The organism is Sphingobacterium sp. B29, assembly GCF_001952815.1.
In the GTDB taxonomy this organism is placed as follows: domain Bacteria; phylum Bacteroidota; class Bacteroidia; order Sphingobacteriales; family Sphingobacteriaceae; genus Sphingobacterium; species Sphingobacterium siyangense.
Genome location: NZ_CP019158.1, coordinates 1020536 through 1033463, shown reverse-complemented (window position 1 = coordinate 1033463; position 12928 = coordinate 1020536). Strand labels below are relative to the sequence as shown.

The following is a 12928-nucleotide window of genomic DNA, read 5'->3' as shown; positions in this document are numbered from 1 at the left end:
TCGCAGCATGTTAAGTAACCATGGTATTTGAACTGGATACTAAAAGACTGGAGTTTCCACACCCAAGCTATGCAGAAGAAGATGGTTTACTCGCCGTAGGAGGAGATCTTTCGGTAGATCGTTTGCTACTGGCCTATAGTAACGGAATTTTCCCCTGGTTCAGTGATGATAGCCCGATACTTTGGTATGCCCCAAATCCCCGATTTGTGATCGATCCGTCCAAGATCAAGATCAGCAAGAGCATGGCGAGTGTTCTCCGGAAAAAAACATTTTCCTTATCGATAGACCGCAGCTTTAAAGAAGTCATTCAGCTTTGCGCAACTATGAATAGAAAAGATCAGACTGGAACCTGGATAACACAGGACATGATCGAAGCATATAGTAAACTTGCGGAGCTGGGTTATGCACATTCGGTGGAAGTTTGGCAAGATAGTATACTGGTTGGGGGGCTTTATGGTGTGTTAATCAATGGTGTCTTTTGTGGCGAAAGCATGTTTTCAAAAGTCGCCAACGCTTCGAAAGCGGCTCTGATTTATCTCGCCCAAGAAATTGAACTTTGTTTAATTGATTGCCAATTTCACACAGATCATTTGGAAAGCATGGGCGGAGAATACCTCTCCTTGACAGATTATTTAGCAATACTAACAAAAGACCAAAGACATGAGTAGTCCCTATCGTAAACATTTTGACATCGCTTCAGCGGTAACTTACCTCACCACACCAGGATCCGGCTTACTTTCACGTGAAACAAAGGCCTGGCGCGCTAAAAGAGATCAAGATTTCTTCGACGCGAACAGCACCTTACGCGAACAGCAAGGCGCAACTTTAGATGCCTGTCGGGATACACTCGGTAAATTTTTCAATTGCCCTTCCCAAAATGTCTTCTTATCAAGTTGTTTTTCCTTTGCCTTCAATGCGCTATTGGCAGGTTTACCAAAACAAGCTAAGGTTTTATTACTGAATAATGATTATCCTTCCGTTAATTTTCCGACGATATTAAGTGGTTTTGAACACCAATTTGTCACGATGGACGAACAATTGGAAACGAATTTATTGGACACAATAGCAACATTCAAACCAGATGTTCTCATCCTTTCCATTGTTCAATATATTTCGGGGTTAAAAATAGATCTATCCTTCATACAGGAATTAAAGCATCAGCATCCCGAGTTGTTGATTGTAGGCGACGGCACCCAATATTTAGGGACGGATCTTTTTGATTTCGCACTTTCTGGCTTTGACGCCGTATTATCAAGTGGATACAAATGGCTTATGGCAGGTTTTGGTAATGGTTTTGTGCTCTTAAGCGAAAGACTCAAAGCGATGCTTTATGCGGATATCCAAAAAAATTACAGCTTCCTCAACAAGCAATGGATGAATAAATCTGTGGTACAACTCTGTTTTGAACCAGGGCATTTGGACACCCTATCGCACGGAACGCTACAGCAGTCTCTTCTTCAATTGGAGGAATGGGGCTTTGCCGAAACTGTGGCCTATACCCAAAAATTGATCGAAGATGCCCGCACAGAACTTGCCGACAGAAAACTGTTATTGGACAGCATCATCAATAGACGTCCACAGAGTAATATTTTCAATATTCAGATCAACCCAGACAATTATCAAACACTCCTGGATGAGGGCATAAAATGCTTTCCCCGAGGTTCGGGAATCCGTGTCGGATTTCATTTATACAATGATCACGCGGACCTTGAGAAGCTACTATATATTATTGACACAAAAGTAAAGTAAACATGAAATTTAGAATAGGCGACTTAGTACGGTTTGTCGATGAACCCATTGAAGGGCATATCACATCCATGCAGCCCAACGATATTGTAGGCGTTACAGACGACACTGGTTTTGAGATTCCGGTGCCAATGGATAAAATCACCCTTGTCTTCGGTAATATGCGTCGCGCAGATGATGAACTTGACCGGCATGCGACACCACTGACACCACATCGATTTATCGAAAAAGGAATACTTTTGGCAATCTCGGGAGATCACAAAGATGGACTTGCCAAATTACACATCATCAATGAAACGAGCTTTGAACTCCTGGTATCTGTATCTGAAGCGACAGCGAATAAAGTGAAAGGTATTTTCAGTAATAAGATACCACCGCATGACGCTATGCAGTTTTACACAGGCAACTTTGCAAATGTTGGTAAATGGCCTACCTTCCGTTTTCAGATCATACGTCATAGCGGCAGTTTGCAGGAACTGACCTCACCAATCAACAGAGAACAACGTGTTCGTCCTGTAGATCTTACTAATCCAAAAGTCCTTAACGAAATTTTGGATGAAAAGATATGGTCTTACGAACTGGATAAGATTGAAGAGGATTTAGGATTGGACAAGCTGAAAAGTCATTTCGTACCGCATCGTCCAAACAAAAAATAAGCTAGATGAATTTCATCTAGCTTATTTTTTTTCTGAAACTGCTTGATTTTATTGGCCAGAAAGAACCTCCAGTCCGCTTTGATTGCTGTTGGTGTCTGCGAAGTCATGAAAGTTTTATTTGGACAAACGGCTTTATTTTATTCAGTTGTCGCAGAAACCTTCTTGGTACTCAACAATAACAGTAAGATTCCAATCAAATAGACAACCCAGCCCCAGCGCATGTGCAAGGATTTAGAAAGCAATTTATCGGCAAATCCCCAACCGAAATAGTTATTGATCTTAAACCAGACCGCTGTTATACTCAACAGGTACCAGCAGGCGGCTAATCGAGTCATCCATTGATAAGCTCGAACTGCACGAACAAAAAATAAAAGGGCCGTCACCCCCAGAATAAGTAATGTAATAAAGAATAAATAGGCATCTACCTGATATAAATTCCAATTTCCTTTAATAGGCACTTTTAAGAACGGCGTCATGCTGGACAAAAAAGAAATGACTAGTCCAACGATGGCAACGTATTTTTTGATAATAATCATGATTCAAATTCCTTTAAAACTGCTACGAATATAAGTTGAATATTGACACATATATAACTTGTATTTCACTTTTTGAAAAATTATTCTATTTTTAAGCGCAATTAACGCTTAGAACAAATAAAAAACAAAGCTAACAAAAAGAATATCAGTAATTTAAACCTTATTTTTCTCTTGTTTAAAAGAGATGAGTATAATTTTTAGCATTAAGCCGAACAATAAACATGAAAAGAGAAGTTGAAGAAATCGCTGCAGAACAACCCGCACAGCCAAATAAAAAGAAAAGGGTATATATCATTATTGGCGCCGTCCTATTGGTTATTCTAGCGGGTGGCGGGTATTACAATTATAGCCAGCGACAAGCTTTCGACGGCTTGCAGGTAGACAGTGCCGCCACGGCTGCCGTCGGATTTGACAATGCCGATCCCAAAGACCTGGAAGATGCTGATGGATGGAGTTCATTAGAAGACTATCAACATTGGAATAATGCAATCTTCACTCTTCCGGAATACGACAACATTCCATTACGCTACAGAAGGGGGATTACAAAGATATTTATGGGCAATAGCTACCTAGAGCCCGTAGATGATAAACCTATATACAAGTTTACCCGGATAAAAGATCGGGCTAAATCTGTTTTCTGCTATGGAAACTTTACAGATCGCAACGATTCAGACAGTTGGAATAAAGAAATGGCTTTCCTAGTAGAAAAGAACGACTACCAGAGTAGTGCCATCTGGATCATATCGGCAAAAGGCGATATTTTATTCTGGAAGGAATATTCAAGCGAACTGCCACTCATTAACAGCTTCAAAAAGGGACAGAAAATTTTTATGGACGAGATGAAGTTAGTACCTGCTCCTGCCGATGGAATTATTGTCAAGAACAAAAACTCCAAGTACGCATTAATTTACAATAAAAGCAGCAAGACCTTCGACAGCTATTATCAATATAGTGATAGTGAAATTCAAGAAGCTACTACTTCTGAAGAAGAACCTTATGTGGAAGAATTGGAAGATGTTACCATCGACTCTGCAAGCACAAATACGGGTATTAAAGAATAGATTATCGTATTTTATCGCTTAAAATTTTCGTCACGATCTATCGTGACGAAAATCATTTAGCATCAAGCTATAACATAAGTAATTATAAAACAGATTATTAAATAGAAAAAACAGCTATTTAAAATCTTTCTAAATTAATCCCTTTGACAGATTTTTGACACAAGCACAAAGCTTTTAAGCTACATTTGTACCGTTAAATATAAGCGAGGGATTAGAGCTTTGAAAAATCTTAAAGTATTAGCGTTTACTCATAAACATGTCGAACTAAAAGATCTAGGTAATCTAGTGATCTGCAATGAGGATTTAGAAAGTCGCCTCATCAATCTAAAGCATAGCCTAGACATTCCAGAGATCTTTTATATTGGTACTTGTAACCGAGTAGAGTTTGTATTTTATGGTGCTCATGAATTGACCCATGAATTCATTGCTGATTTTATGGGGAAATTAAACTTCTGTGTTCCTCAGGAAAGACTACAATGTTACTTGGGACAGGTCAACAAATACGAGGGTATGGATGCTTTAAATCACCTGCTTCGGATGTCATGTTCACTTGAAAGTCTTGTTGTTGGTGAAAAAGAAATTTTGGCACAGGTACGTCGCGCATATGATCGTTGTAGAGAAGCTGGTTTTACTGGAGATTTTCTACGTCTGATGATGGATCGTCTCGTAAAAACTGCTAAAGAAGTATACACCTATACTAAAATTTCCAGAAACCCAATTTCAGTTGTCTCTCTTGCCTATCGCAAATTACGCGAATTAAAACTGGTTGAAAACCCTAGAATCGTCATCATTGGTTCTGGAGAAACCAATCAGAATTTAGCAAAATATTTCCAGAAGAACCAAAAAGCTAAGTTCGTTATTTTCAACCGCACAGTGGAGAATGCAAAGGCCCTAGCCGAAGAATTAAATGCTGAAGCTTACCCCTTGGCTGATATTGATCAGTACAAAGAAGGCTTTGATATTCTGATTACTTGTACAGGTGCGCCTACCTCCATTATTGACAACACACTTTACCAATCGTTATTAAACGGAGAGACTGATAAGAAAATTATCATTGACTTAGCCGTTCCGAATGATGTTGATGCTGAAGTTCTCCAAAATAATCCGATTCATTATATCGAAGTGAGCAGCTTACAAGCTATTGCGGAGAAAAACATCCAAGAGCGTTATAATGAATTGGAGAGTGCCGAAAAGATTATCCAGGACAATATCCAAGAATTTTTACCTTTAATTAAACAGCGACGCGTAGAAGTTGCTATGCGTGAGGTTCCTGAGAAGATTAAAGAAATTAAATCATTCGCTCTAAATGAGGTTTTTGCCCAAGAGGTTCAAGCCCTAACCCCCGAAGCGAGAGAGGTCTTGGAAAAAGTCATCAACTATATGGAAAAGAAATACATCAAGGTTCCAATGGTTATGGCGAAAGAAATTTTGGTTAAAACTCCAGAAACGGAAAAGAACTAACACTAAACCTGCTCTTGGAGCAGTGATTTCCTTCGACTTTTTATTATTATCACCTAGGTTTTGTACTGAGGTTATTCTACTCGCTGAATGTGCTCTGCTCACACCCCATGGAGCTACCATTTGACTGTTTCCCATAAATTTCGGTTTATCAATTATTTCCTGACATATAATGACAGTAACGTGTCAACATATTCCTTCTATTTATTTATTTTTGCTCTGATTAATGGTATTAAACACATTTTTCCGAAATTGTTCATTTTCCGGGGCTCAATTGAATTGAAACACATTCTGTGCTAGTTGAATACGTAGCTACCGGTGGAGCATCTTTGTGATTGTTTTAATAGGTAAAGTAAAATTAACGTGAATAGAAAACTAATTATCGGTACCCGGGGAAGCGTTCTTGCCATGTGGCAGGCAAATTTTGTAAAAGATCGATTGGCAGAAATCGGAATTGAAGCAGAATTAAAAGTCATTAAAACACAAGGTGATATTATTCAACACCTTCGTTTGGATAAATTAGAAGGCAAAGGATTTTTCACTAAAGAGCTTGAGGAAGAGCTTTTAAGCGGGACCATTGATTTAGCTGTACACTCACACAAAGATTTACCTACGGTCAATCCTCCAGGATTGATCATTGCAGCGGTTTCTGAGCGCGAAGATCCAGCTGAATTATTAATTATCCACAAAGATTGTGTGGATATCAAAAAACGTCTCTCATTAAAGCACAATGCGACAGTTGGAACATCATCTAACCGTAGAAAAGCGCAGATCTCGGCACTACGTCCTGATCTAGAATTTGACGATCTCCGTGGTAATTTGCAGACAAGAATCCAAAAACTACGTGATGAGCAATATGATGCCATAGTACTTGCAAAAGCAGGTATTAGCCGTATTGAAATGGATATTACAGATTTTCATGTGGAGGAGATTCCTCCCGTTGAAATTATTCCGGCACCAGCGCAAGGGGTACTTGCTATTCAGATCCGTGAGGTTGACAGGGAACTTTTTGAAGCTTTACAGCCCTTGAACAATGAAGAAGTAGCACAAACAATCTCCGTAGAACGTTTGGTATTAAATAAATTTGATGCAGGATGTCATGCGCCACTTGGCTGTTATTGCCGCAAAAGCGGTGACGAATACGAAGCTTGGGCCTCTATTGCTGAAACAAGTGAAGATTTCCCTGATCGTGTTTACCTTAGAGATACCGATGCGACACGTTTAGCGGAGCGCATTTTCAATAAGTATGCAAAGGATAGAAAGCTGCCACAATCTGTATTTATCTCCCGGGAGGTAGACGAAAATTCCTATTTCGCAAGAGCAATGGCCAAGCACAATATTACTATTGAGGGCCGCTCTTTGATCAAAATATTCCCTATTATCAATAAACTGGATCCTTTTATCCTAAAACATGTTGACTGGATTATATTTTCAAGCAAAAATGGTATTGAGCACTTTTTCAATTTAGAGCCTCGTTTGAGCAAAAAGACAAAGATCGGTGTCATTGGCCGCGGCTCGGAGGAGATTTTGCGTAAATATGACCGCGTTGCTGATTTCTCTGGCGACAGTGAGGGCATCAATATGGAGGAAATTGCGAAGAAATTTGCTGAATTGGCCAATGGTGGTACCGTGCTTATTCCACGTGCGAAAGAATCTTTGGAAACAATTCAAAAAGCGTTAAGCCCAGAGACGAAAATCATCAATATACCGGTATACGAAACGGTCTTAGAAGAAAATGTAGATCCATCCAATGCGGAGGTATTGGTCTTTACCAGCCCAAGCAACGTGGAAGCTTATTTTGCGGACAATTTGTTGGAACCGGGCCAGAAAGTAATCTGTATTGGCCGCTCTACCGGTGCAAAGTTTGATGAGATGAATGTCCCTTATACACTTCCTTATTCTCCAGATGAAATAGGTCTTTCTGAAGCCGTTTTTGGATTGGAGTATTAGAATCATATAAAGTAGTTTGTATTTCAACGTCGGTAAACGATTCCACTGACGTTGAAATAAACAACATAGATCATAAATAATCTTAATATAATGTTACAACGTCCGAGAAGAAATCGTAAATCTGCCGTGATTCGCGACATGATTCAAGAGACACGTTTAGACGCGTCAAATTTGATTTTCCCACTTTTTATCGTCGATGGGCAAAATCAAAAAACTGAGGTTAAATCGATGCCTGGCATCTATCGCTATTCAATAGACAATCTATTGAAAGAAGTGGAAAGTTGCCTAAAGTTGGGCTTACGCTCATTTGATCTTTTCCCTAACATTGAAGAGTCCTTAAAAGACAAATATGCTACAGAAAGCTACCGTGATGGAAGTTTATACTTACGTGCGATTGCAGCTGTAAAGAAAAATTTTCCGGAAGCTTGTATCGTAACGGATGTTGCTATGGACCCTTACAGCAGTGATGGGCACGATGGAATTGTCGAAAACGGTGAGATCCTAAACGATGAGACATTAGAGGTATTGGGCAAGATGGCTTTGGCACATGCGCAATCAGGTGCAGATATCATTGCTCCATCAGATATGATGGATGGTCGCATCGGTTACATCCGTGAGCTATTGGACCATAATGGTTTTACAAACGTTTCTTTGATGTCCTATACGGCAAAATATGCTTCGGCCTATTATGGTCCTTTTAGAGATGCCTTAGGCTCGGCGCCCAAGCATGGCGATAAAAAGACCTACCAGATGAATCCTGCCAATGCAAAAGAGGCTCTTATCGAAGCACAGCTCGATGCACAGGAAGGAGCAGATTTTCTGATGGTAAAACCAGGACTTCCCTACTTAGATATCGTTAAACTTCTTGCAGACAACTTCGATCTGCCAATTGCGGTGTATAATGTCAGCGGAGAATATGCGATGTTAAAGGCGGCTATTCAAAACGGCTGGTTAGACGAACGTGTCATTCTAGAAACGTTATTGAGCTTCAGACGTGCTGGCGCTACAGCAATCTTATCCTACCACTCCAAAGAAGTATTGGAGAAAGGTTTTATTTAATAACTTCCAAATTATCTTCGATAATCGGAATATAACTTACAGAAGCTCGGGAAGTCATTTCCGAGCTTCTGCTTTTTTTAAAATATTATTTAAACCTTTTTATTACATTGCGGTCAAACAGAAAATTATAATCCACCTTATTATGTTAAAAAGTATTATAATCAGCAGTTTCCTGTTATCGGCTCCTTCCGTACATGAACATACATTTTACTCCTTTTTAGAAGGCAATTGGATTGCGGCCAACGCTAAATTGAAATCAATCATATTTAATAAGAATGGCGACGCCTTTTTCACCTTTTCAAATTCAAACCCTCAAAGTCCCCCAACTTCAGTTCATCAAAAAGTGGGCAATTTTGCAATATTAGATAGCAAAAAATTCAGTGGGTACTTTTTTAGTCCAAACCTTTTTGGAAAATATAATGATAATAAGACGGCTTTTGAGATTGAAATTAAGTCGGCCAATGAGATTATCCTGTTTGTCAATAAACAAGAAATACAATTGCTAAAAAAGGACACTATTACTCAATTTAAATAGCTAATATCAGGCTATTATGGATTCCTTACGTTTCTATGAGACTTATCTTCTCAAAAAAAGATAACTTCGCATTCAAATACATAGACTATGCAAGCACCTGATATTTCAAGAGCAAAATCTGCTGAGCTATTTGAAAAAGCAAAACAATATTTCCCTGGAGGCGTAAACTCTCCTGTTCGGGCCTTCAAATCCGTATATGGTACCCCATTATTTATTGAACGTGGCGATAAGGCGCATCTTTGGGATGCGGACGGCAATGAATTCATCGATTTTTGTTGTTCATGGGGTCCTCTAATTTTAGGGCACAATAATGATCAAGTTCGTGAAGCAGTAGCGGCACAACTCGGGAAAGGCTTAAGTTTTGGCGCTCCTACTGCGTTGGAGAACCAACTAGCTGAGTTGATTATCGAAAACAATCGATTTATTGAGAAAATTCGCTTTGTCAGTTCTGGCACCGAGGCTGTAATGTCTGCTATCCGTTTGGCTAGAGGCTATACGAAACGTGATAAGATCATCAAATTTGATGGCTGTTATCATGGGCACTCCGATTCTCTTTTGGTGAAAGCTGGTTCTGGCCTGGTAACCTTTGGTGAAACATCTTCGGCCGGTGTACCTAAAGCATTTGCAGACGAAACCATTGTTATCGAATTAAACGATAAGCAAGCTTTAGAAGCTGCTTTTGCAGAGTTTAAAGATCAGATTGCGGCAGTTATCATTGAGGGTATACCTGCAAACAATGGCTTATTGTTGCAATCTAAGGAGTATGTTCACTTCTTACGTAATATCACCAAAGAACATGGTGCAATGTTGATTATGGATGAAGTGATCACAGGATTCCGTATTGGTTTTGAAGGTGCTTCAGCTTACTATGATGTACAACCTGATATTATTACCTACGGTAAAATTATTGGTGGCGGAATGCCTGTCGGTGCTTATGGAGCCTCAAAAGAATTGATGGCCTGTATATCTCCTGATGGTGCCGTTTACCAAGCAGGAACTTTATCCGGAAATCCAGTTGCTATGGCTGCCGGCATTGCTGCATTGGGTATCTTGGCTCAAAAGGATTTCTACACAAATTTAAATGCCAAAACAGAAGCTTTTGTCAATGATATGCGTGCTTATATTGCTGAGAAAGGATATAAAGTTCAACTTTTCCATGTTGCTTCTATTTTTTGGTTTGCATTTACAGAACAGCAAGAAATTAAAAAAGCGAGTGAAATCGATCCTAAATCGATGGAATCTTATAAAATTATGCACCGCGAGTTGTTAAATCGCGGCGTTTATTTTGGCCCTTCAGGCTATGAAGTAGGTTTTGTTTCTGATGCACATACAGCAGCGGATCTTGACCAGGCAAAAAAACATATTTTTGATGCGTTGGACATTGTCTTTAGCGTATAAAAATCAAACTACTATAAAAAAGCCCTCCAGTATATTACTGGAGGGCTTTTTTTAGAGGTTAGCGGAAGTTTCGATTTAAATCAACATACTTATTAAAGTTTGTTTGCCAACTTCTTATCTTTGGATTTCATCTTATTTAATCCGGCGATAAGCTCATCCAACGAAAACTTACCTTTGATATCCATAAATACACTTTCATCTTCATCATCATGGACCAATAAAGAAACCCGCTGAATGACATTGTTCTTATCAATACGAGCATTTAGCGAAATTTCCTGGCCATCGGTGTTAATAACCAGAAGTTCCTCAAATTTATTTTTCTTTAAAAACTTATGGTAATCGTCCAAAATACGCGCATTCTTTATTTTATCATTATTTGACAGTGTCAGCATTCTGAATTTCTTCAATTTCTTTACAATTTCGGCCATTGCACGAGTATCTTCATCATTATCATCCTTTAAGGCTTTTTTCATAAAGGGTTTTGTTAACCACATCGGTAAATTAATCGCAACAATCTCAGCATCGTCAGATACATTAGACCGACTGACGAAGTCCATATTGGACGCTTTTTTTATCATGCATGATTGCATGGAGAAAAGAACGCCAACTAGGCACAACAAGGTTAGTAATCTTTTCATAATTTTCTACTTTTTGTTGTTATCTCCTTTGTTCTTATTCACTTTATTATTCCCGTCGTTTACCAAGCTAGTCACATCTTTCAACGGTATAGCCCCGTCCAGGATCATAAATAGGTTTTGCCCATCTCCATTGATTGTAAGTAACAGATTGTTTAGGATATCGGCATTTGCGGACATATTTTCTACCATGAATCGGATATCTTGCCCATCACTGTTGAGTGACATAAGCTCTTCATATTTTAAATTAGACACCGCCCCCCGAATAATACCTGTTAAAGCTTTATCTTCTCCATCCTCAACAATCAGCATCCGCAACGATTTAACATTCTTAAGCAGTGGTGTAATTGTCTGCATATCCTCATCGTCTATTTTCAAATTACCCAATAGTTTGAACATCGGCGCCCCAATCTTGAGTGTCGTTACACCTTTCTTTCCTTGATATTGTTCAAAAAGTTTATCCAATTTTGAAATTTGTGCATTTGCCATACTTGCTACAAGTAGAAGGCAAGCTATTAAAAAACCTTTCATTTTATTTTAGTTAATCGTTATTGACATTTGTTTTATATTCATTGCTTTATCTACACCATTTTCCAGATTATTTGCCAGTAAGCCCAAAGATTTTAGGGTCAGTTCAACAGCTTCCTGTTCATTCGCGACAGGCTTCCCATTCAAAACAACATAATCTGCCCGGTAGGACTCTTCTGTTGTCAATTCCGAACTTTCAGTCACGACTTCTTTCTTCACTATCCAATTTTTGGCCTGTTTTTTTACTTTTGGACGTTTAAAAGTTTCTGCTGTTCGCATCGCCTTTCCACTGTCCTCCGCACTTACCTCATCATTAAGTTTGGGAGCTGTTATTTCTATATTTTGATCGTCAAGCAGCTTCTTATCGGCAGGCTTCGACTCACTCATTTCTTTTTTGGCGAGCACAGGTCCTTGTATTGCTGATTCCTGATTTAGGAATAGTGCAATTCCAATAGCCATTACCAACATGGCTGCTGCTGCATATTTTATCCAGCTATTATTCCACCACACAATACGTTTCTTATCATCATTGATCTCACTTTGGAAGTCCTCAAAGGACCAGTCCATTGTCTTATTTTTTTCCTGATTCAATGATTGAAAAAAAGCATTATCCGAGTTTTTCAATACTCTTTCTTCCTCTAATGACGACTGGCCATTAAAGTACTTCTCTTCCAATTCTTTTAATTTCTTATCTTTCATCACTGTATATCTTATTTTCAAAGAAGATGAAACAATCGGGTTTATTTTTTACCTGAATAAATCCGCGTGGTTTCATAATCGAATAATTTTGTCAATTGTTCTTTTACCTTTTGTCTTGCACGCATCAGATTAACTCTGACTGCTGACTCTCCCATCTCCAATACTTCACCGATTTCATCGATATCATAATCCTCAACATCGCGCAGATGCATAACAAGCCTTTGTTTTTCGGGAAGAGAATTGATCATCTCCAGAATAATTTCTTTCGTATTCCCAACGGTATGTTCGGTCATCGCAACAACCTGATGCTGTTCAACAAAATCCGCCCGGACCTTATCTCTTTTTAAACGATTGAGTGCTTCATTTTTCACACTCTGCATGCAGAAAGCTTCCATATTTTTGTATTGAAGCAACTGATCTTTTAATTGCCACAACCGCATCATCACATTTTGTACCGCATCGAAAGCCTCGTCATCATCAATCAAGATCCGTTTCGCAAAGCGAAATAGCTTATCCTTATGGATGAAAACGGTATTTTTAAATTGCTCTTGATTCATGTTATCGTCAATATTGAGACTTACTCTATTTTAATTTTTAATCGGCTTATGCTCCATCTCAATATCACCCGTGCCTTTTATATAATCAAGACATTTCAGCAGATCGATTT

General features: G+C 38.9%; 14 protein-coding genes. 9 read left to right on the top strand and 5 right to left on the bottom strand.

The genetic code is table 11. From position 1 onward, the window contains the following. The first annotated feature begins 20 nt into the window (after positions 1–20). Genes aat through BV902_RS04405 form a run of 3 tightly spaced genes read left to right on the top strand, consistent with a single transcriptional unit; the run spans position 21 to position 2402 of the window. Positions 21–668, top strand: coding sequence for a leucyl/phenylalanyl-tRNA--protein transferase (gene aat / locus BV902_RS04415; RefSeq protein WP_075990926.1), 648 nt, complete (start codon positions 21–23; stop codon positions 666–668). Next, positions 661–1749, top strand: coding sequence for an aminotransferase class V-fold PLP-dependent enzyme (locus BV902_RS04410; protein ID WP_075990925.1), 1089 nt, complete (start codon positions 661–663; stop codon positions 1747–1749). The genes aat and BV902_RS04410 overlap by 8 nt, the downstream gene beginning before the upstream one ends. Before the next feature lie 2 nt (positions 1750–1751). Further along, complete coding sequence (locus tag BV902_RS04405) at positions 1752–2402, top strand: hypothetical protein (protein WP_075990924.1); 651 nt, start codon at positions 1752–1754, stop codon at positions 2400–2402. Positions 2403–2539: 137 nt separating this feature from the next. On the opposite strand, the gene BV902_RS04400 is transcribed toward BV902_RS04405, so the two are convergent. Continuing rightward, positions 2540–2938 (bottom strand): hypothetical protein, encoded by a 399-nt coding sequence (locus BV902_RS04400; RefSeq protein WP_075990923.1) that lies wholly within the window; start codon positions 2936–2938, stop codon positions 2540–2542. Between the two features lie 221 nt (positions 2939–3159). On the opposite strand from BV902_RS04400, the gene BV902_RS04395 reads away from it, so the two are divergent. The 6 genes from BV902_RS04395 to hemL all read left to right on the top strand — a co-directional run bounded on the left by BV902_RS04395 (position 3160) and on the right by hemL (position 10399). Beyond that, positions 3160–3999, top strand: coding sequence for a hypothetical protein (locus BV902_RS04395; protein ID WP_075990922.1), 840 nt, complete (start codon positions 3160–3162; stop codon positions 3997–3999). 219 nt (positions 4000–4218) lie between these two features. Next, positions 4219–5460 carry a glutamyl-tRNA reductase gene (hemA, locus tag BV902_RS04390; RefSeq protein WP_075990921.1) on the top strand — a complete coding sequence of 414 codons (1242 nt, stop codon included), beginning with the start codon at positions 4219–4221 and terminating at the stop codon, positions 5458–5460. Between the two features lie 360 nt (positions 5461–5820). Next, the gene (hemC, locus tag BV902_RS04385) at positions 5821–7407 is read left to right on the top strand and encodes a hydroxymethylbilane synthase (protein WP_075990920.1); all 1587 of its coding nucleotides are present in this window, start codon (positions 5821–5823) and stop codon (positions 7405–7407) included. Between the two features lie 90 nt (positions 7408–7497). Continuing rightward, positions 7498–8466, top strand: coding sequence for a porphobilinogen synthase (gene hemB / locus BV902_RS04380; RefSeq protein WP_070561999.1), 969 nt, complete (start codon positions 7498–7500; stop codon positions 8464–8466). 142 nt (positions 8467–8608) lie between these two features. Further along, positions 8609–9001 carry a hypothetical protein gene (locus BV902_RS04375; protein ID WP_075990919.1) on the top strand — a complete coding sequence of 131 codons (393 nt, stop codon included), beginning with the start codon at positions 8609–8611 and terminating at the stop codon, positions 8999–9001. 87 nt (positions 9002–9088) lie between these two features. Next, positions 9089–10399, top strand: a complete 1311-nt coding sequence (gene hemL, locus BV902_RS04370; protein WP_075990918.1) for a glutamate-1-semialdehyde 2,1-aminomutase — start codon at positions 9089–9091, stop codon at positions 10397–10399. A gap of 92 nt (positions 10400–10491) precedes the next feature. Here the strand turns inward: hemL and BV902_RS04365 are convergent, their stop codons facing one another. From BV902_RS04365 to BV902_RS04350, 4 genes are read right to left on the bottom strand one after another with little or no spacing between them, the layout of a single operon-like run. Further along, positions 10492–11037: a DUF4252 domain-containing protein gene (locus BV902_RS04365; protein WP_075990917.1), complete on the bottom strand. Its 546-nt coding sequence runs from the start codon at positions 11035–11037 to the stop codon at positions 10492–10494. A gap of 6 nt (positions 11038–11043) precedes the next feature. After that, positions 11044–11565 carry a DUF4252 domain-containing protein gene (locus tag BV902_RS04360; protein WP_075990916.1) on the bottom strand — a complete coding sequence of 174 codons (522 nt, stop codon included), beginning with the start codon at positions 11563–11565 and terminating at the stop codon, positions 11044–11046. 6 nt (positions 11566–11571) lie between these two features. Next, entirely contained in the window at positions 11572–12261 is a 690-nt protein-coding gene (locus BV902_RS04355; protein WP_075990915.1) for a hypothetical protein, read from the bottom strand. 41 nt (positions 12262–12302) lie between these two features. After that, complete coding sequence (locus BV902_RS04350) at positions 12303–12818, bottom strand: RNA polymerase sigma factor (RefSeq protein WP_075990914.1); 516 nt, start codon at positions 12816–12818, stop codon at positions 12303–12305. Positions 12819–12928: the final 110 nt, after the last annotated feature.

Coding starts and splice junctions, on each gene's coding strand:
- aat (WP_075990926.1), top strand. CDS start 21: ATGGTATTTGAACTGGATACTAAAAGACTGGAGTTTCCACACCCAAGC.
- BV902_RS04410 (WP_075990925.1), top strand. CDS start 661: ATGAGTAGTCCCTATCGTAAACATTTTGACATCGCTTCAGCGGTAACT.
- BV902_RS04405 (WP_075990924.1), top strand. CDS start 1,752: ATGAAATTTAGAATAGGCGACTTAGTACGGTTTGTCGATGAACCCATT.
- BV902_RS04400 (WP_075990923.1), bottom strand. CDS start 2,938: ATGATTATTATCAAAAAATACGTTGCCATCGTTGGACTAGTCATTTCT.
- BV902_RS04395 (WP_075990922.1), top strand. CDS start 3,160: ATGAAAAGAGAAGTTGAAGAAATCGCTGCAGAACAACCCGCACAGCCA.
- hemB (WP_070561999.1), top strand. CDS start 7,498: ATGTTACAACGTCCGAGAAGAAATCGTAAATCTGCCGTGATTCGCGAC.
- BV902_RS04375 (WP_075990919.1), top strand. CDS start 8,609: ATGTTAAAAAGTATTATAATCAGCAGTTTCCTGTTATCGGCTCCTTCC.
- hemL (WP_075990918.1), top strand. CDS start 9,089: ATGCAAGCACCTGATATTTCAAGAGCAAAATCTGCTGAGCTATTTGAA.
- BV902_RS04365 (WP_075990917.1), bottom strand. CDS start 11,037: ATGAAAAGATTACTAACCTTGTTGTGCCTAGTTGGCGTTCTTTTCTCC.
- BV902_RS04360 (WP_075990916.1), bottom strand. CDS start 11,565: ATGAAAGGTTTTTTAATAGCTTGCCTTCTACTTGTAGCAAGTATGGCA.
- BV902_RS04355 (WP_075990915.1), bottom strand. CDS start 12,261: ATGAAAGATAAGAAATTAAAAGAATTGGAAGAGAAGTACTTTAATGGC.
- BV902_RS04350 (WP_075990914.1), bottom strand. CDS start 12,818: ATGAATCAAGAGCAATTTAAAAATACCGTTTTCATCCATAAGGATAAG.